Below are 17,954 nucleotides of genomic sequence, written 5' to 3'. Positions count from 1 at the left end.
CGCGCTCAGTCGGTGCGGACCGCGGCCTCCCGCACCGCGGCCGCGACCGCGGCGACGCCCTGCGGGCTCCACAGCAGCGAGTCGTGGTCGGTGTCGGGCACCTCGCGGGCGGTGACGTGGGCGCCGGCCAGCCCCAGGCCGGCCAGCCGCACCTCGTCGTAGAGCCCGGGGGCGCCGCCGTCCATGCCGCGGGTCGCCCACAGCAGGGTCGCCGGCACCGGCAGGTCGGTGGTGGCCTCCAGCACCGCCTCGTTGCGCAGCATGTCCGCGCCGTCGACCCGGACCGCCTCGAGGGAGACGACGCTGCGCAGCTGCGGCCCGGTGCCGGTGAGGTCGCGGGCCAGGAACGCCGCGACGGCCGGGTCGTCGACCCACGGGCCCACGGTGGGGTGGTCGGCCCAGAACGAGCGCACCGCCGCCTCGTCGGGGAACGTGGCGCCCAGCCGGTCCAGGGTGGGGCCCAGGAAGGCGGCCAGCATGTCGTCATTGTCGGCGGCCGGGGGGACGGGGAAGGGCAGCCCGCCGTCGACGAGCACCAGCCCGTGCACCAGGCCGCGGGCGGTGCCGGTGGTGGCCAGGGTGGCGACGAAGCCGCCCATCGAGTGGCCGACCAGCACGGTGACGTCGGCGCCGGACCCGCCGTCGGCGCCGAAGGCCTCCAGCAGTGCCGCGACGTCGGCGGCGTGCGCGCCCAGCCCGTAGGGGCCCGGGAGCCCGGCGCTGCGGCCGCGGCCACGCAGGTCGGGGGCGACGACCTGGCAGCCGCCGGCGAGCGCGGAGGCCACCGGCGCCCAGACCATCGCGTTGCTGGTGATGCCGTGCAGGAGCGCGACCAGCGGGGCGGCGGGCGCGTCGGCGGCCCAGTACAGCGCCGCCAGGTCACCCCCGGCCACCGGGACGGTGATCTCCTCGGGCATCCGGACCTCGGCAGCGGTGCTCACGGCGTCACCCTGCCCCGGTCACCCGGTTGTCGCACGGGGAACCGGGTGGCTCACTCGGGAGCGTGCCGGAGCAGGTAGCGGCCGAAGTGCGGGACGGTGAAGGCGATCTGGCCGCGCTCGGCGGAGTAGACCAGGCCCTTCTTGATCAGCGAGTCGCGGGCGGGGGAGAGCGAGGCGGGCTTGCGACCCAGGGTCACCGCGACGTCCGACGTCCCGACGGCCGCGCCGGTGGGGCCGCCGAGCTCGGCCATGGCGTGCATGTACTCCCGCTCGGCGGGGGTGGCGCGGTCGTAGCGGGAGCCGAAGAAGCCGACCGCCAGCTCGGCCTCGGCGGCCGGCGCCCCCATCGCGACGTCGGCGGCGGTGATGGGGGAGGAGGCGGCGACGTCCCAGGTGACCTTGCCGTAGGCCTGCACGAAGTAGGGGTAGCCGTCGGCGGCGTCGTAGAGGGCGTCGAGCGCGGCCGGCTCGAAGGTGACGTCCTCGCGCTCGGCCGGGGCGAGCAGCGCGCGGTCGGCGGCGTCGCGCTCGAGTCGGTCGATCCGCAGGTAGCGGAACAGCCGCTCGGAGTAGCTCTTCGACGCCGACAGCACCGCGGGCAGGTGGGGGAGCCCGGCGCCGACGACGATCAGCGGGGCGCCCTGCTGGGACAGCTCGTGGCAGGCGGCGCAGATGGCCGACACGTCGTCGGCCTGCACGTCCTGCATCTCGTCGATGAACAGCGCCACGCCCTTGCCGACGTCGGCGGCGATGCCGGCGACGTCGCTCAGCAGCTCGACCAGGTCGATCTCCATGTCGCCGGAGTCGGCCCGGCCGGTGGTGGCCGGGACGTCGATGCCCGGCTGCCAGCGGTCGCGCACCTTCGCGTCGGCGGGCGCCTGGCGCTGGGCGAAGGCCTTCAGCGTGCCCAGGACGGCGTCGGTGGACTCCTGGTCGGGGTGCCGCAGCTCGCGCAGCGCCATGTGCAGCGCGGCCGACAGCGGGCGGCGCAGCGACTGGTCGGGCCGCGCCTCGATCTTCCCGGTGCCCCAGCCGCAGCTGATGGCGGCCGAGCGCAGCTGGTTGAGCAGCACCGTCTTGCCGACGCCGCGCAGGCCGGTGAGCACCAGCGAGCGCTCCGGCCGCCCGCGGGCGATCCGCTCGAGGACGACGTCGAACGCCGAGAGCTCGGTGTCCCGGCCGGCCAGCTCGGGCGGGCGCTGCCCCGCGCCGGGTGCGTAGGGGTTCCGGACGGGGTCCACGGTGAGCAGGTTATGCGGGTGTCTAGCCCCGGCGCTAGAACGGGGTAGAACTCCTGATCGAGCAGCTCCGCACGGCGCCCGGGGTCAAGGGGACGCCGTGCGGGCCGGGTCTCGTGTCGGTTCTCGCACTCTCTTCACATAGAACTAGACAGCGCTAGAGAGCGGCAGCATCCATCATCTCGACCGCCGTCTGACGCTCTCTAGCTCCCTTGCTAGACAGCCCCAGACGACGTCAGAGGGTGGTGTCGCACCGCCTCTCGCCGTCGTGTCCACCGTAGCAGGGATTTCGAACACGTGTTCGAAGAACGGTCAGCTGGGCGCCCGGGCAGCACCGCGGCGGCGGAGCTGCCACCACCGGGCCAGCCCCAGCCCGGCCAGCACCAGCCCGACCGGGACCAGGCTGAGCAGGAGACCGCCGCCGCCTCCCGCGGCGCCGAGGGTCGCCCCGATGCCCACGTGCAGCACCGACCCCGGGACCACCCCTGCCGTCGACCCGAGCAGGTAGGGGCCGCAGCGCATGCCGGACAGGCCGCCGGCGTAGCTGACCAGGGTGAACGGGGCGACCGGCAGCAGCCGCCCCACGAGGACGGCGACGGCCCCCCGGCGGGTGAGCAGCGCGTCGGCCCGGGCCAGTCGCGGGCCGGCCAGCCGGGTCACCGTCTCCCGGCCGAGCCAGCGGGCCAGGCCGAAGCCGGCCAGGGCGGCCAGCACGCCGCTGGCCACCGACAGGGCCAGCCCGGCCCAGAACCCGGCGAGCACCCCGGTCAGCACCGACAGGGCCGTGCGCGGCACCGGCGCCAGCGGGGCGAGGGAGAGGGCGGCGAGCAGCAGCACCCAGCCGGCCGGGCCGCGCCGGTCCAGCCAGGCGCGCACCGTGCCCACGTCCGGCACGTCGACGAGCACCGCCAGCACGACCCCGCCGGCCAGCAGGGCGAGCAGGGCCGCGGCCCGCAGCGCCGCCCCCCGGGGCAGTCGCCGCGCCGCCGGGGCCGTGGGGACGGGAGCCACCGGGTCAGTGTGCCCCGGACGGCGCAGCGCCCCGCCGGGAGCCGATCCCGACGGGGCGCGCGATGGCCGGTCCGTCAGCCGCCTCTCGGCGCGTGGTCGCTCGTGGCGACGAAGGGGTGGGGCCCGGGGGTCTGTCCGGACCGGCACCCTCTCCAAGCAGATGACAGCGGGAGTTGTTCCCATCAGGCGTGCCGGGCGGTTCGCTGCGCGCCGCCGCGCGGGTGCGGGCGCTAGCGTGCCCGCCGTGAACACGATCGGGAAGTTCGCCCTCCGGGTCGTCGTGCTGGCCGTGATCATGTACCTGGTCACGCGGCTGGTCGACGGCATCGACGTCCTCGGCAACGAGGACGGCACCTTCGGCGCCACGGGCACGTACCTGTGGGTCGCGCTGCTGTTCGCCGTGGTCAACTCGATCGTCGGGCCGGTGCTCCGGTTGCTGTCGCTGCCCTTCGTGGTGCTGACCCTCGGGCTGTTCCTGCTGGTCGTCAACGCCGCGCTGCTGGGCATCACCGCGGCGCTGTCGGACCGGCTCACCGTCGACGGCTTCGTGCCCGCGCTGCTGGGCGGGTTCCTCATCGCCGTCTGCAGCTGGATCGCCGAGCTGCTGCTGCCGCTGGAGGTGCGTGGCTGACGCGGACAGGGACGCCGCGCGGCACGCCGATGTGCGTGCAGCGCGGCGGGGCTGCGGCTAGCGTCGGTGAGCATGGCTGGCCTGGGTACGGAGTCCGATCGGTCCGCTGCTCCTGACCTGCTCGCCGCCGCGTCGGTGACCGCCGACGGGCCGGTGGACATGGCCTCGCTGGAGGCCGCGCAGGACGCCAAGCGCCGGCTGCTGGACCTCGCCGCGGCCGCGGCCGGCGGGCTGCTCGGCGAGGAGCCCGACGACGTCCCGGGCATCGGGCCGGCCGACGCCGCGGCCCTGGTGCACCGCTTCTACGCCGGCGAGCCCGCGGCCGAGGTGGTCGGGCACGACCCGGCCGACCTCGCCGTCCTGGCCGTCGACCACCTCCGGCTGGCCGCCCGCCGGCCGGCCGGCACACCGCTGCTCGACGTGCACCGCACCGCCGAGGGCCCGGCCGTGCTGCGGGTGGTCGTCGACGACATGCCGCACCTGGTCGACTCCGTCACCGCCGAGGTGGTCCGCCAGGGCATCGCCCCCGAGCACGTCGTCCACCCGGTCGTGGTCGTGCGCCGCGACCCCGCCGGGCAGCTGCTCGCCTTCTGCGACAGCGCGGACGCCGGCGCGTGCGGCGCCGACGCGCTCGCCGAGTCCTGGATGGCCGTCGTCCTGTCCGGCCAGGTCGACGAGGAGTCCGCCGGCGACCTGCTCGAGGGGCTCGCGACGGTGCTGTCCGACGTCCGGCGCAGTCACCTGGACGCCGGTGCCCTGGTCGCGCGCACCCGCGAGGTCGCCGCCGTCCTGGAGGCCCTGCCGGCCGCGGGGGACGCCGGCCACCGCGCCGCGCACCCGGCGGAGGACCCGGTCGAGGCCGCGGCCCTGCTGCGCTGGCTGACCGAGGGCAACTTCCTGTTCCTCGGCGCCCGCACCGTCGAGCTGACCGGCGGCCCGGACGCTCCCGGCGTCACCGTCGTCCCCGGCTCGGAGCTCGGGGTGCTGCGCAGCTCGCCGCAGCGTGCCACCTCGGTCGCCCCGGCGGCGCTGGCGGCGCTGGGCTCGAGCGCCCGCCGGGTGCTGGTGACCAAGGGTGACGCCCGCTCGACCGTGCAGCGCCCGGCCTGGCTGGACCTGGTGGTGGTCGACCTGCCGGCCGGCGCCGGCGGCCCGGCGCGGCAGCACCTGCTCGTGGGGCTGTTCCCGACGGAGGCCTACAGCAGCAGCGTCCGCGACGTCCCGCTCGTGCGGCGCACCGCGGAGGCGGTGCTGGAACGCTCCGGCGTCCCCGCCGACAGCCACTCGGGCAAGGAGCTGCTCGACGTCCTGGAGACCTACCCGCGCGACGAGCTGCTGCAGGTCGACACCGAGGAGCTGCTGCCGGTCGCGCTGGCCGTGCTGCACCTGCGGGAGCGCCGGCAGACCCGGCTGTTCCTGCGCCGCGACCCCTTCGGCCGGTTCTTCTCCGCCCTGGTCTACCTGCCGCGCGACCGGTACACGACCCAGGTGCGGCTGACCATGCAGCGGCTGCTGCTGGAGACCCTGGGCGGCACGAACGTCGAGTTCACCGTGCGGTCCAGCGAGTCGGTGCTGTCCCGGCTGCACTTCGTCGTCCGGGTGCCGGTGAGCCGACGGGGTGGGGCGACGCTGCCCGAGGTCGACGTCCCGGCCCTGGAGGCAGCGCTGTCGGCCGCGGCCCGCAGCTGGACCGACGACCTCGCCGCCGCCCTCGCCGAGCGGCACGGCGAGGACGGCGCCCGGCTGCTCGCCCGCGTCGCCGACGCCTTCCCCGCCGCCTACCAGGAGGACTTCCCGGCCCGGGTGGCCGTCGAGGACCTCGCCCGGCTCGACCGGCTCGCCGTCGGCGGGATGGACCTGCGGCTGTGGACGCCTGCCGACGCCGCCGAGGGCGACCGCCGGCTGACCGTCTACCGGGTGGGCGAGCGGCTGCTGCTGTCCGACGTCCTGCCGGTGCTGCAGCACATGGGCGTCGACGTCGTCGACGAGCGGCCTTACGAGATCGACCGCATCGGCGCGCCGATGGCCTGGGTCTACGACTTCGGCCTGGCCGCGCCCACCGCGCAGGTGCCGCTGGCCGGCACGCTCCCCGAACGGTTCACCGACACGGTCGCCGCCGTCTGGGCCGGCCGGGCCGAGGACGACGGCCTCAACGCGCTGGTGCTGCTGGCCGGGCTCACCTGGCGGCAGGTGGCGGTGCTGCGCGCCTACGTGCAGTGGCTGCGCCAGGGCGGACTCCCCTTCGGCGCGGGCTACGTCGAGCGGGTCCTGGCCGCGCACCCCGGCGTCGTCGCCCGGCTGGTCGCGCTCTTCGAGACCCGCTTCCACCCCGACCTCGCCGCCGGCCGGGACGTGCGCACCGCCGCGCTCGTCGGCTCCCTCACCGAGGCGATCGGCCAGGTCGAGAGCCTGGACGCCGACCGGGTGCTCACCGCGCTGCTGTCGGCGGTGCAGGCGACCCTGCGCACCACCGCGTTCACCGCCGACGTGCTCACCGGCGCCGCCCCGCTGGCCCTCAAGCTCGACCCGCACGCGCTGCCCGACCTGCCCGAGCCGCGGCCGGCCCGCGAGGTGTGGGTGAGCTCGCCGCGGGTGGTGGGCGTGCACCTGCGCTTCGGCGCCGTCGCCCGCGGCGGGCTGCGCTGGAGCGACCGGCGCGAGGACCTGCGCACCGAGGTGCTGGGCCTGGTCAAGGCGCAGACGGTGAAGAACACCGTGATCGTGCCGACCGGCGCGAAGGGCGGCTTCGTCGTCCTGCGCGGGCCCGGCGAGGGCGCCGACCGCGACGCGGTGCTGGCCGAGGGGCAGGCCTGCTACCGGCTGTTCATCGGCGCGCTGCTGTCGCTGACCGACAACCTGGTCGAGGGCCGGGTCGTGGCCCCCGAGCGGGTGGTGCGGCACGACGGCGACGACACCTACCTGGTGGTCGCCGCCGACAAGGGCACGGCGACCTTCTCGGACCTGGCCAACTCCGTGGCCCTGGAGCGCGGGTTCTGGCTGGGCGACGCGTTCGCCTCGGGCGGCTCGGTGGGCTACGACCACAAGGCCATGGGCATCACCGCCCGCGGCGCGTGGGAGTCGGTCACCCGGCACTTCCGCGAGCTCGGCGTCGACGTGCAGAGCCAGGAGGTCACGGTCGTCGGCATCGGCGACATGTCCGGCGACGTGTTCGGCAACGGCATGCTGCTCAGCGAGCACCTGCAGCTGGTGGCCGCCTTCGACCACCGGCACGTGTTCGTCGACCCCACGCCCGACCCGGCGGCGTCCTTCGCCGAGCGGCAGCGGCTGTTCACCCTGCCGCGGTCCTCGTGGGCCGACTACGACCGCGGGCTGATCAGCCCTGGCGGCGGGGTCTGGCCCCGGACGGCGAAGTCGGTGCCGGTGTCCGAGCCGATGCGCGCCGCGCTCGGCCTCGACGACGCGGTCACCGCGCTCAGCCCGGCCGAGCTGGTGCGCGCGGTGCTGCTCGCCCCGGTCGACCTGCTGTTCAACGGCGGGATCGGCACCTACGTGAAGGCGGCGTCGGAGAGCGCGCTGGACGTCGGCGACAAGGCCAACGACGCCGTCCGGGTCGACGGCGCGCAGCTGCGGGTGCGGGTGGTCGGCGAGGGCGGCAACCTGGGGCTGACCCAGCGCGGCCGGATCGAGTACGCGCTGGCCGGCGGCCGGGTGAACACCGACGCGATCGACAACTCCGCCGGCGTCGACACCTCCGACCACGAGGTGAACATCAAGATCGCGCTGAACCGGGTGACCGACGAGGGCCGGCTGGACCCGGTCGGCCGCGCCCGGCTGCTGGGCGAGATGACCGACGACGTCGCCGGCGACGTGCTCGGCGACAACTACGCGCAGAACGCCACCCTGGCCGGGGAGTCCGCCGCGGCCCGCGGCCTGCTCGACGCCCACCAGCGGTACCTGCGGGCGCTGGAGCGCTCGGGCCGGCTGGACCGCCAGGTGGAGGCGCTGCCCGACGACCGGGCGCTGGCCGAGCGCCGCCGCGACGGGCAGGCGCTGAGCAACCCGGAGCTGTCGGTGCTGCTCGCCTACGCCAAGATCGAGGTCGCCGACGCGGTGCTGCACTCCGGGCTGCCCGACGACCCGGCGCTCGAGCACCTGCTGGTCGACTACTTCCCCGAGCCGCTGCGCCGCCGGTTCCCCACGGCGCTGACCAGCCACCCGCTGCGCCGGGAGATCATCACCACCGCGCTGACCAACCGCACGGTCAACACCGCCGGGGTCACCGGGCTGTTCCGGCTGGCTGAGGAGACCGGCGCCCCGCCGGCGGCGGTGGTGCGGGCGCACGCGGTCGCCCGGGCGGTGTTCGACGTCGACCGGCTGTGGGACTCCCCGCGCGACCTCGACAACCGGGTGCCGGCCGCCGTCCAGGTGCAGCTGCGCACCGAGGCGACCCGGCTGGCCGAGCGGGCCACCCGCTGGCTGCTGCGGGTCCCCGAGCTGACCGCCGAGCCCGCGGGCAGCCTCGCCCCGGTCGTCGAGCGGTTCGCCGCCCCCGTCGCCGAGGTGTGCGCGGGGTTGTCGGGCTGGCTGCTGGGCGCCGACGCCGAGGCCCACGCCGAGCGGGCGGCCGAGCTGCGGGCGGCCGGGGTGCCGCCGGAGCTGGCCGCCGAGGTCGCCGTCGCGCCGCTGCTGCCGACCGCCCTGGACCTCGCGGTGGTCGTCGAGGACACCGGTGCCCCGATCGCGCTGGCCGCCCAGGTGTCGCAGTGCCTGGCCGAGCTGCTGGGGCTGGTGCCGCTGCGCGAGCTGGTCATCGCGCTGCCCCGGGACCGCCGCTGGCCGTCGATGGCCCGGGCGAGCCTGCGCGACGACCTGGCCGCCGAGCAGGCCGCGCTGACCGCCGACGTCCTGGCGCTGCGCGAGTCCCACCCCGGCGACGACGAGGAGGCGGTGGCCGCCGAGCTGGTGCAGCGCTGGGCCGGCGCCTGGGACGTCACCCAGCAGCGGTCGGCGGCCCAGCTCGCCGAGGTGGCCGGCGGCGACCGGCACGAGCTGGCCGAGCTCGTCGTCGCCGTCCGGACGCTGCGCGGCCTCCGCCGCCGCCGCTAGGCCCGCCGGGCAGCAGCTCGTCCAGCCCGGCGCGGTCGGTGAGGTCCTCCGGTGCGGTCATGGGGCCATCGTGTCGGGGGGGCCATGACACTCGCCGGTCCGCAGCAGGCATGAGCGGGCGGTCGGTAGGGCACAACCGGCTGATGAAGACCGTCGTGATCGCCGTCCTCGGCGGCCTGCTGACCCTCGCCGGCATCGGGCTGCTCGTCCTCCCGGGGCCGGGCTTCGTCCTCGTCGCCGCCGGCCTCGCCGTGCTGGCCACCCGCTTCTCCTGGGCGCAGAAGCCCCTGGACTACGCCAAGGACAAGGCCGAGCAGGGGATCGAGGAGGTCGGCAAGAGCCCGCTGCGCGCCGCCGGCGCCGCGATCGCCGCGCTGGTGCTCGTCGCGCTGGGCGTCCTCGCACTGGCCGGGGTCGACCTGCCCTTCGTCAACGCGTTCACCGCCGTGGTCCTGATCCTGTCCGGGCTGTTCCTGATCGGCACGATCTTCTACGCGCGCCGGCAGGAGGCCCTCGAGGAGGCCAAGGCGCACCGCCCCGCGGCCACCCCGGGCAGCGGCGGCGCCTACCGGGCCTCGGTCCCCCGCAACCGCGACTGACCGCGTCCCGGCCGGCCGCTCAGGCCGGCCGGGTCACCGCGGCCGCGGGCACGACCAGGGTCAGCTCGGTCTCGCGCTGGTGTTCCACGTGCAACCCCGCCCGGCGCAGCAGCGCCCGCAGCCGGACCACGGAGTCCGGCTCGCCCGTGGTGGTCGCCAGCAGCCGCGCCAGCCGCCCCTTGTGCGCCTTGTTGAAGTGGCTGACCACCGCCCGCGTGCCGTCGGGCCGCTCGCTCAGCACCTGCACGGTCACCGCACCCGGCACCGGCGCGAGGTCGGCGTAGGCGCCCGACCGCAGGTCCACCACCAGCTCGTCGCCGGTGGCCAGCACGTCGCTGAGGACCGGCTTCCACAGCGCGCGGAGCGTCGGCAGGCCGGGCAGCGCGCTCCCGGCCGACAGCCGGTAGGCCGGCACGGCGTCCTCGGCGCGCACGACGCCGAACAGCGCGGAGCCCACGGCCAGCCGGCGCGCGGCCCGGGCCCGCTGCCCGCGGGTCAGCGAGCGCACGTCCAGGGCGTCGTAGAGGACGCCGGTGTACCGCTCGATCGCCGGCATGGTCGGGCTGGTGCGCAGCGCGGCGTTGCGCGCGATCTCCTCGTCCTGGGCGGGGGAGAGCCCCAGCGCCGCGCGGGCGGCGGGGACGTCGGCGGCCAGCGCGACCACCGCCGCCACCAGCTGTTCGCGCACCGGGGTCAGCTCCGGCGCGGTCAGCGCGGCGAGGTCCAGCGGGGCGCCGTCCCCGCCGGGGTGCTTGGTCTCCGAGGGGGGCAGCAGCACGAGCACGGGGACCGACGGTACGTGCCCGCCGCGGGTGGTGTGCGAGGGTCCGGTGGGGGCCGTGCCGGTGGTTCGGGAGCCTCCTGCGGCGCTGCTCGGGGCGTCGTCCGGCTCGGTGATCTACCGTTCGTCGATCCCTGCGCGCACCGTGCGCGCAGGTCGTGGCGGAGACGAGGGGGTGGGGCGGTGCTCGTGCTCGACAGCGCGGCCGTGTCCACCCGGGGCCCGCGGCCGGACAACCAGGACTCCGCGATCGCCGGGCCGCTGCTCATCGCCATCGCCGACGGGGTCGGCGGCAACGTCGGCGGGGCCGTGGCGTCGTCGCTGGTCGCCAACTGGCTCGCCCCGCTCGCCACCGGCAGCACCGGCGACGGCGCCGACGACCCGCTGCGGGTCGTGGCCAGCGCGAACGAGCGGATCCGGGCGGCCTACACCGAGCGCCCGCGGCTGCGCACGATGGCGACCACGATGACCGCGGTGCTCGTCGACCCCCAGGGGCTGGCGCTGCTGCACATCGGCGACTCACGCGGCTACCTGCTGTCCGACGGCCGGCTGACGCAGGTCAGCACCGACCACACCCTGGTGCAGGCGCTGATCGACGCGGGCTCGCTCACCCCGGCCGAGGCGAAGGTGCACCCGCAGCGCTCCGCCGTCTACGCGGCCCTGCACGGCGCCTACGACGACGTGGCCGCGGTCGACGTCCTCCGGCTCGACGCCCGCCCCGGCGACCGGCTGATGGTCTGCTCCGACGGCCTGTCCGACGTCGTCCCGCCCGAGGTGCTGTGCGACCTGCTCGACGCCGGCGGCACCCCTGCCGAGACCGCCGCCCGGCTGCGGGACGCCGCGCTGGCCGGGCCGCCCACCGACAACATCACCGTGGTCGTCGCCGACGTCCGCGAGGCCCCGGCGGAGGGCGGTCCCCGGCGGATCTGCACCGTCGGCGCGGCCACCGAGCTGCGCGAGGAGACCGCGGAGGCGCTGGAGGCCGCCTGGCCCGGCCCGGTGCCGGTCGGCCTCGTGCAGCACCGCCCCCGGTGACGGCCGCCGACGATCCGCGGCGGCTGGCCGCGGTCCGCGCCACCGACCTGCTCGACGCGGAGTCCACGGTCTCGTTCGACCGGCTGACCGAGCTCGCGCGACGGCTCACCGGCGTCCCGATCGTCCTGCTGACCATCGTCGACGACGCGCGCTCCTGCTGGCTGAGCCGGCAGGGGCTGCCGCCGGGCAGCCCGGTCGAGGGCCCGCTGGAGGACTCGTTCTGCCAGCACGTGCTCGGCGGCGACCCGCTGCTGCTGCCCGACGTGCGCCTGGACGCGCGCACCCGGCACAACCCCGCGATCGCCGAGCAGGGCGTCCGCGCCTGGGCCGGGCACCCGGTGCTCAGCCCCGACGGCCAGGTGCTGGGCAGCTTCTGCCTCATCGACACCGAGGTGCGCGCCTGGACGGCGGCCGATGCGGCGTTGCTGGCCGACCTCGCGGCGATCGCCTCCCGCGAGGTCGAGCTGCGGATGGCGACCCTGCAGGCCGAGCGGGCCGGGGCGCTGGCGCGGGCGGAGGCCGACCGGGCCGCCGTCCTGGCCCGGATCGGTGAGCTCCTCACCGCCGGCCTCGACCCCGCCGAGGTGTGGCAGGCGATCGCCACTCTGGCCGTGCCCGCCCTGGGCGACCTCGCCCACGTCGGCACGGTGGACCGGGACGGCGGGCTGACACCGGTCGCCGCCCGGCACGCCGATCCGGCCCGGCTGCCGCTGCTGCAGGAGTGGGTCGGCGCGGCTGGTCGCCGGGTGGGGGAGACCGCCGGCCCCGGGCACGTGGCCGTCACCGGGCGGGCCGAGCTGATCGACGTGGCGGACGCCCCCGGGCTGAACGGTGCACAGCGGGCCGCTGCCGACCGGCTGGAGGTGGCCAGCGCGCTCGTGGTGCCGCTGCGCAGCCGCGGCCGGGTCGCGGCCGTGCTGACCATCGCCCGGACGCGCGGCTCGCAGCCCTACAGCGCCACCGACCGCGACCTGGTCACCGCCCTGGCCGACCGCGCCGCGCTGGTGGTCGAGAACGCGCGGGTGCACGCGCGCGAGCGCACCGTGTCCGAGACGATGCAGCGGGCGCTGCTGCCCGCGCTGCTGCCCGAGCCCGACCACCTGCAGCTGGCCTCCCGCTACCAGCCCGCGGGCCTGGCGCAGCTCGTCGGCGGCGACTGGTACGACGCCTTCGTCGACGCGGCGGGCGCGACCAGCCTGGTCATCGGCGACGTCGCCGGCCACGACGTCGACGCCGCGGCCACGATGGGCCAGCTGCGCACGATGCTGCGGATGGCCGGCCACGACGCCGCCCGCTCGTCGGCCGGCGTCCTCAGCGCGGTCGACGCGGCCTGCGAGACCCTCCAGCAGGCGGTGTTCGCCACTGCGCTGGTGGCCCGGATCGAGGGCCGCGTCCCCGACGGGACCGGCAGCCGCGTCGTCCGCTGGTCCTCGGCGGGGCACCCGCCCCCGCTGCTGCTGCACGTCGACGGTACCGTCGAGCTGCTCACCCACCCGGTGGGGCTGCCGCTGGGCGTGCTGCCGGACCGGGCGCGCCCGGAGCACGAACTGCTGCTCGAGCCCGGGGCGACGCTGCTGCTCTACACCGACGGGCTGATCGAGCAGGGCGAGGACGGCGCCGGCGAGCGCGACCTCGACCGGGGCCTCGAGGAGCTCGTCCGTGCGCTGAGCGCCGCCGCGGCGCTCGACCTGGACGTCGAGGCGCTGTGCGACCGGCTCGTCGACGTCCTGCTGCCCGCGGCCGGCGCGGCGGACGACGTCGCGCTCATCGCCATCCGCCCGCAGCCCGAGGAGTGACCGCCCACCGGCTCAGGTCCAGTAGAGGAACCGGGCCTCCGGCAGCCGGTCGGCCACCGCGTCGGTGAACCAGCCGCGCAGCTCGGACATCGTGTCCTTGGGGTAGACGTGCTTCACCGCACCGAACTTGCCGCGCTTGGTGGTGCGGGACCCCTCGTCCATCTCCAGCTTGGTGCGCGGGTACCACTCGGTGAGCGTCGCCTTGCTGTTGGGCGTGAACCGGTGGGTGATGCACTCGACGGTGAGGTCGGTGCCGGCGGGCAGGACGGCGGCGACGTCGTCGAGCAGCTGGCCGTACTCCTCGCGCCAGCCCTCGACCGGCATGATCGGGGCGATGGTGAGCCCCACGGGGTAGCCGGCGGCGGCCACAGCCGACAGCGCCGCGATCCGGGCGGGCACCTTGGCGGTCGCGCCCTCGAAGCGGCGGTCCACGGAGGCGGCGTTGACCGAGAAGCGCAGCCGGGTGCGGCCGTTGTGCGGGAGGTCGAGCAGCCCGGCGACGTCGTCGAACTTGGTGGTCGCCCGCAGCTGCACCCGGCCGGGCCAGTCGTGCGTGCCGAAGTACGACACCGCGGTGGCCAGCCCGCCGGTCAGGTGCTCCAGCGCCAGCGGGTCGGTGTAGCAGGAGGCCTCGAACGTCGTCCCCTCCATGCCGCGCTCGGCCGTGCCGGAGGTGATGGCGCCACGGCCGACGTAGGCGTCCAGGTCGGTCAGCACCTCGTCGAGGTCGGCCCAGACGCGGGTGATCGGCGGGCCGGACAGCGACCCGGCGAGGTAGCAGTACTGGCAGTGCGCGGGGCAGCCCTCGGCCAGGTCGAAGCGCCAGTCGGCGGACGGCGGGATCGGCTGCAGCTCCCGCTTGGACGCCGGCGGGACGACGACGGCGAGGGTCTGCTTGGCCGCCATGAACGCCGCGCGGTCGCCGTCACCGCGCAGGTTGGGCAGCCGGTCACCGCGCAGCAGCTCGATGTCGGAGACCCCGGCGGCCTCGAGGCGGTCGATGATGCGGCGGCCGTGCGGGCGCTCGGCGGCGGAGCGGGTGACCAGGACGCGGGACGGCGTCCAGAGGCGGGTGGCGGTGGGGGAGGGCACGGCGGGGGCGACGGCAGCGGTCATCGCTGGTCCCAACGACCCGGGCGGCGCCCTCCTTCCTGGTCATGCGGCGCGTCGTCGCACCACGTCGCGGTGGGCGATGAGTGCCCAGACGGCGTGCTGCAGGTCCATCCGCTCACCGTCGGAGGGCAGGGCCGCGGGCAGGGTGCTCCCGGCGGGGACCAGGTCGTGCAGGGGGTCGTGCAGGGGGTCGTGCAGGGGGTCGTGCCGTGGGTCGGGTGCGGTTCCGCGGGACCGCAGCGGGGTCACGGCAGCGACCTCCCCGGCTGCGACCTCCCCGGCGCCTGCGTCGCCGGGGAAGGGACCCCAGGGGCGGTGCCCGTCGGAGGCCACGGCCACCAGCCGGCCGCCCCGGCGGCTCAGCGCCAGGTCGTGATCGTGCACCAGCCCGTGGTCGACGTCGCAGAGCAGGACCAGGTTCGACACGTCGGTACGGCCGCCGTGCAGCCAGTGCCGCAGGTGGTGGGCGTGCAGCCGCTCGATCCGGGTCTCCTCGCAGCCGGGGCGGGCACAGCCGCCGTCGCGCACCAGCAGGGCGCGCCGCTGGGCAGCGGTGGCGTACCGGCGGACCCGGCCCTGCGCCAGCACCTCGGCGCCGTCGGTGACGACCGCCGTCACCGACGCGTCGCAGGCCAGCCGGCGGGCCTGCGACGGGCTGAGAGCCGGTCCGCCCTCGAGATGGGCCCGGCCGGCCGCCTCGTCGTCGGCCAGGACCGCCGCGTCCACGACGACGACCACCTCGCGGCGCGGTGGGTCACCTGCCCGGCGGTCGGCCTCGGCGGCCGCGGAGGCCAGCCGGGTCAGGGCGCGGCACCGCCGTTCGGTGAGGACGGGCAGCGGTTCGACGTGCGGGCCGTCGGCGGCCGGCTCCTCGCCGGGCTGTCCCGGCGTCCCGGTGTCGGCGGCGCGGCGGCGGGCGGCTCGCTCACGGCGGGCGTCGCGCTCGGCCAGGGACTCGACCGCGGCCAGCAGCTCGGCGCCCTGCTCGGGCTCCATGCGCACCTGGATGGAGACCATGCCGTCGTCGTCGGTCCACCAGGAGAAGCGACGGCGGTCGGCGACCCGCCCGGCGGTGACAGCGTCGGCCCGGCGCCAGGCGCGCACCGTGCGCTCGACCTGGGAGGCGGTGGCGTGCCGGGCGAACGCGACCAGTTCGGCCTCCGTCCCGGGCTCGGCGACCCGGGTGATCGCCCGCACCTTCGAGTAGGACAGCTCGCCGGCGGAGAAGGCCGCCGACACGGCCGGCAACCGCCGCATCGCGCGGGCCACCCGGACGTGCTGCCGGGCGGTGCCCGGGGTCAGCCCGCACCGCCAGGCCAGCCAGTGCGCGCACGAGGTGACGCCGACGCCTGCCCAGCCCTCCCGCTCGTCGAACTCGGCGACCAGCACCAGCCAGGCCGCCGTCGCCGCTGCCAGCCGCACCGCCCCGGCGAGGATGCGGTCGGCGAGCTGGTCGAGCGGCTCGGGCGGTGCGGTGGCGGTGGCGGGACCAGCGGCGGCGGGCGTCGATTCGAACACGTGTTCGACCCTAAGGGTGCCCACTGACGGTTCCGGCTGGCCCACGAACCGGTGCGTGGCGCAGAGCCGAGCAGGGTGCACGGGAACGCCGGGACGGTTCCGCGGAACCGTCCCGGCACGTCGTCCGGATCGACCGGAGAGGGCGAGCGGAGGGCTGGCCGGTGGGGTCAGTCGGCGAGTTCGACGACCACCGGGGCGTGGTCACTGGCGCCCTTGCCCTTGCGCTCCTCGCGGTCGATCCGGGCGTCGGACACCCGCCGGGCGAGCGCGGGGGAGCCGAGCACGAAGTCGATCCGCATGCCCTCGCGGCGGGGGAAGCGCAGCTGCGTGTAGTCCCAGTACGTTTCCGCAGGGCCGACGGACCTGGGAACTCGCCCGCATTGCCGCGCTGACCTGGACGAATACACTGCAGTCAATCAGTGCCCCTCAGTGCCAATAGCGAGGTCTTGTGCCCCAGATGTGCCCCGGAGGGTAGCGGGGTCATGAACGCCGCCCGCAGCCGGAGCAGGCCGGTTGTGCGGGAGCGGCTGGCGGTGCGGTCGCACGCTGCGGTGTGTGCCACGACCGGCGCGTTGATCGGACTGGGTGGTTCGTCGGTTGGCTTGGTGTCCCTTTGGACCCAGCATGTTCCTCCGCCGGCTTGGGTCAGATGGCCGGCGGTATGCCGCCCGAGCAACGGAGCCGGCGCGTTAACGTGTCCGGCTCGGATCAACCGAATGCGCGGAGCCCGCGGATTCGTCGTCAGCGGTGGCGAGACGTAGCCGTCGACCTCGGTTCGTTTCGTAGTGGGTCTCCAAGGCGAGGTAGCCGAGCAACTTTTCGAGCTGCTCGTCGGTCGCTGTGAGGATGACCCGTGCCCCGTCGCTTCGCGCCCCGCAAATAAGCGTTCTTCGTCGACGTCGAGCAGCATCGGCTCGCCCAGGGCCGTGGCCGCGTCCTCTGCGATGTTGATGTCCCGCGGATCGTTCGACCCGGGTGGCCGTAGGCGCAGGTCGTAGGCGGTGTGCCGTTCTATTGGGAGACGTGCGGAGGTGGATTCGTGCATCTCGACTGAGTTGCTCGGCACTGTCCCGGAGTTCGGATTGAAACGAGAGTGTTGATGACCGTTGGAATGGTTCTCTAACGTGAGGAAGGGCGAGTGACGGACCGGCTGCTGACGACTTCGCGTGGCGGCTCGGGTGCAGCAGCCGGCTACATGTCCCAAATGGACATACCGCTCAACCGCAGTTTCCAGGCGCCGACGCAGCGAGCGGCATCGAGGAGGGGTGCGACACTAAGGCACTACCCCGCCTCACCCGAGGACAAGACCGCGGCCGGTACCGTCGCCAGGCAGTCTGGACCTCGCGGCGCCTGCCCGATCCGACTATGGCGAGTGCGGCCTTCCGATGCGCAGAAAGACGCGCAAAATAATCTGCACAGCTGTCATCGTCGGCGCACTGGACAACTGGGCATCGCTCAACTTGGACAATGCGGTCATGGCCTCACGGATTGTCGCTCCTGGATCGGCGGCGTGCACGACCGCAGGCTGTGGCAGCCCTCCGGCCCGCCACAGCAGGTCGGCCGCCAGACGACAGTCCGCCGCGACCCTGCCAGGTACTCGGTCGCGATCGGCGCCAACCGCCTCGAGCAGCGACGCAGCCGCCCCGAGAAGCCGGGTGGCCTCGTCGCTGTCGCCACCGGCCATCGGAACGTCCCCGCGTCGAGTGAAGGGCACTGCGGCCAAACCACACGACCGCCGTGTACGGCGAGGTAACGCGACAGGCAGTGCACGGGTTCCCAAACGTCCCACCGCATGGGGCCGAGCGGTGGCCCGCGGATGGATTACGTGGTGGACAGTTGCTTCGGCCCAGCGTCTTTCCGTCGTCCGCCCCGGAAACCGCGGCTGTGGGTATGGCACGAGCACCGGGGCCGGCGCGTTGACGTGGCCGCTCGTCACCGCAATGCGCAGGGACTGCGGAGCTCGTCGTAGGCGGCGCCGAGACGCAGCCGTCGACCCCGATTCGTCTCTTGATCGGCCGCCGAGGCGAGGTAGCCGAGCAGCTTCTCGAGCTGTTCGTCGGTCGCAGTGAGGATGACCTGCGAACCGTCGCTTCGCGCCCCGTGACGGCGCTCAGCTGAAAGTCCCCAGACCTGCTCACTGAAAGTCCCCACCCGTGGAGCTCCGCCGAGACGGCGGGGGCTCCTCCGAGGATGGCGGTCTCTGACCACCGCACCACCTCGAAGG

At 75.4% G+C, this 17,954-nt stretch carries 12 protein-coding genes; 5 read left to right on the top strand and 7 right to left on the bottom strand.

Annotated features, from left to right (window positions below; all coding sequences use genetic code 11):
* Window positions 1-5: 5 nt before the first annotated feature.
* The 3 genes from ACGBYP_RS19350 to ACGBYP_RS19340 all read right to left on the bottom strand — a co-directional run bounded on the left by ACGBYP_RS19350 (window position 6) and on the right by ACGBYP_RS19340 (window position 3,190).
* Window positions 6-941 carry an alpha/beta fold hydrolase gene (locus ACGBYP_RS19350; protein WP_411586777.1) on the bottom strand — a complete coding sequence of 312 codons (936 nt, stop codon included), beginning with the start codon at window positions 939-941 and terminating at the stop codon, window positions 6-8.
* A gap of 50 nt (window positions 942-991) precedes the next feature.
* A complete protein-coding gene (locus ACGBYP_RS19345; RefSeq protein ID WP_411586776.1) occupies window positions 992-2,182 on the bottom strand; it encodes an AAA family ATPase in 1,191 nt (396 codons plus the stop codon).
* A gap of 309 nt (window positions 2,183-2,491) precedes the next feature.
* Window positions 2,492-3,190: a TVP38/TMEM64 family protein gene (locus tag ACGBYP_RS19340; protein ID WP_411586775.1), complete on the bottom strand. Its 699-nt coding sequence runs from the start codon at window positions 3,188-3,190 to the stop codon at window positions 2,492-2,494.
* A 244-nt stretch (window positions 3,191-3,434) separates the two neighbouring features.
* On the opposite strand from ACGBYP_RS19340, the gene ACGBYP_RS19335 reads away from it, so the two are divergent.
* From ACGBYP_RS19335 to ACGBYP_RS19325, 3 genes are all read left to right on the top strand, one after another.
* Window positions 3,435-3,821, top strand: a complete 387-nt coding sequence (locus ACGBYP_RS19335; RefSeq protein WP_411586774.1) for a phage holin family protein — start codon at window positions 3,435-3,437, stop codon at window positions 3,819-3,821.
* Window positions 3,822-3,893: 72 nt separating this feature from the next.
* On the top strand, window positions 3,894-8,888 hold the full coding sequence (locus ACGBYP_RS19330; RefSeq protein ID WP_411586773.1) for an NAD-glutamate dehydrogenase: 4,995 nt from the start codon (window positions 3,894-3,896) through the stop codon (window positions 8,886-8,888).
* Window positions 8,889-9,031: 143 nt separating this feature from the next.
* Complete coding sequence (locus ACGBYP_RS19325; protein ID WP_411586771.1) at window positions 9,032-9,487, top strand: PGPGW domain-containing protein; 456 nt, start codon at window positions 9,032-9,034, stop codon at window positions 9,485-9,487.
* Window positions 9,488-9,506: 19 nt separating this feature from the next.
* Here the strand turns inward: ACGBYP_RS19325 and yaaA are convergent, their stop codons facing one another.
* Entirely contained in the window at window positions 9,507-10,271 is a 765-nt protein-coding gene (yaaA, locus tag ACGBYP_RS19320; RefSeq protein WP_411586770.1) for a peroxide stress protein YaaA, read from the bottom strand.
* 180 nt (window positions 10,272-10,451) lie between these two features.
* Between yaaA and ACGBYP_RS19315 the strand changes: the two genes are divergently transcribed.
* Window positions 10,452-11,303, top strand: a complete 852-nt coding sequence (locus ACGBYP_RS19315) for a PP2C family protein-serine/threonine phosphatase (protein WP_411586768.1) — start codon at window positions 10,452-10,454, stop codon at window positions 11,301-11,303.
* Window positions 11,300-13,099 (top strand): SpoIIE family protein phosphatase, encoded by a 1,800-nt coding sequence (locus ACGBYP_RS19310; RefSeq protein WP_411586767.1) that lies wholly within the window; start codon window positions 11,300-11,302, stop codon window positions 13,097-13,099. The genes ACGBYP_RS19315 and ACGBYP_RS19310 overlap by 4 nt, the downstream gene beginning before the upstream one ends.
* Before the next feature lie 12 nt (window positions 13,100-13,111).
* Here the strand turns inward: ACGBYP_RS19310 and ACGBYP_RS19305 are convergent, their stop codons facing one another.
* The 3 genes from ACGBYP_RS19305 to ACGBYP_RS19295 form a co-directional block, all read right to left on the bottom strand.
* Window positions 13,112-14,215, bottom strand: coding sequence for a radical SAM protein (locus tag ACGBYP_RS19305; protein ID WP_411586766.1), 1,104 nt, complete (start codon window positions 14,213-14,215; stop codon window positions 13,112-13,114).
* A gap of 39 nt (window positions 14,216-14,254) precedes the next feature.
* Window positions 14,255-15,730 (bottom strand): DUF222 domain-containing protein, encoded by a 1,476-nt coding sequence (locus ACGBYP_RS19300; protein ID WP_411586765.1) that lies wholly within the window; start codon window positions 15,728-15,730, stop codon window positions 14,255-14,257.
* Between the two features lie 167 nt (window positions 15,731-15,897).
* Window positions 15,898-16,029 carry a hypothetical protein gene (locus ACGBYP_RS19295; RefSeq protein ID WP_411586764.1) on the bottom strand — a complete coding sequence of 44 codons (132 nt, stop codon included), beginning with the start codon at window positions 16,027-16,029 and terminating at the stop codon, window positions 15,898-15,900.
* Window positions 16,030-17,954 lie beyond the last annotated feature (1,925 nt).

This window comes from Modestobacter sp. SSW1-42, from assembly GCF_046635825.1.
In the GTDB taxonomy this organism is placed as follows: domain Bacteria; phylum Actinomycetota; class Actinomycetes; order Mycobacteriales; family Geodermatophilaceae; genus Modestobacter.
The sequence above is the reverse complement of the archived record's forward strand: the minus strand, read 5'-3'. Positions and strand labels throughout refer to the sequence as shown.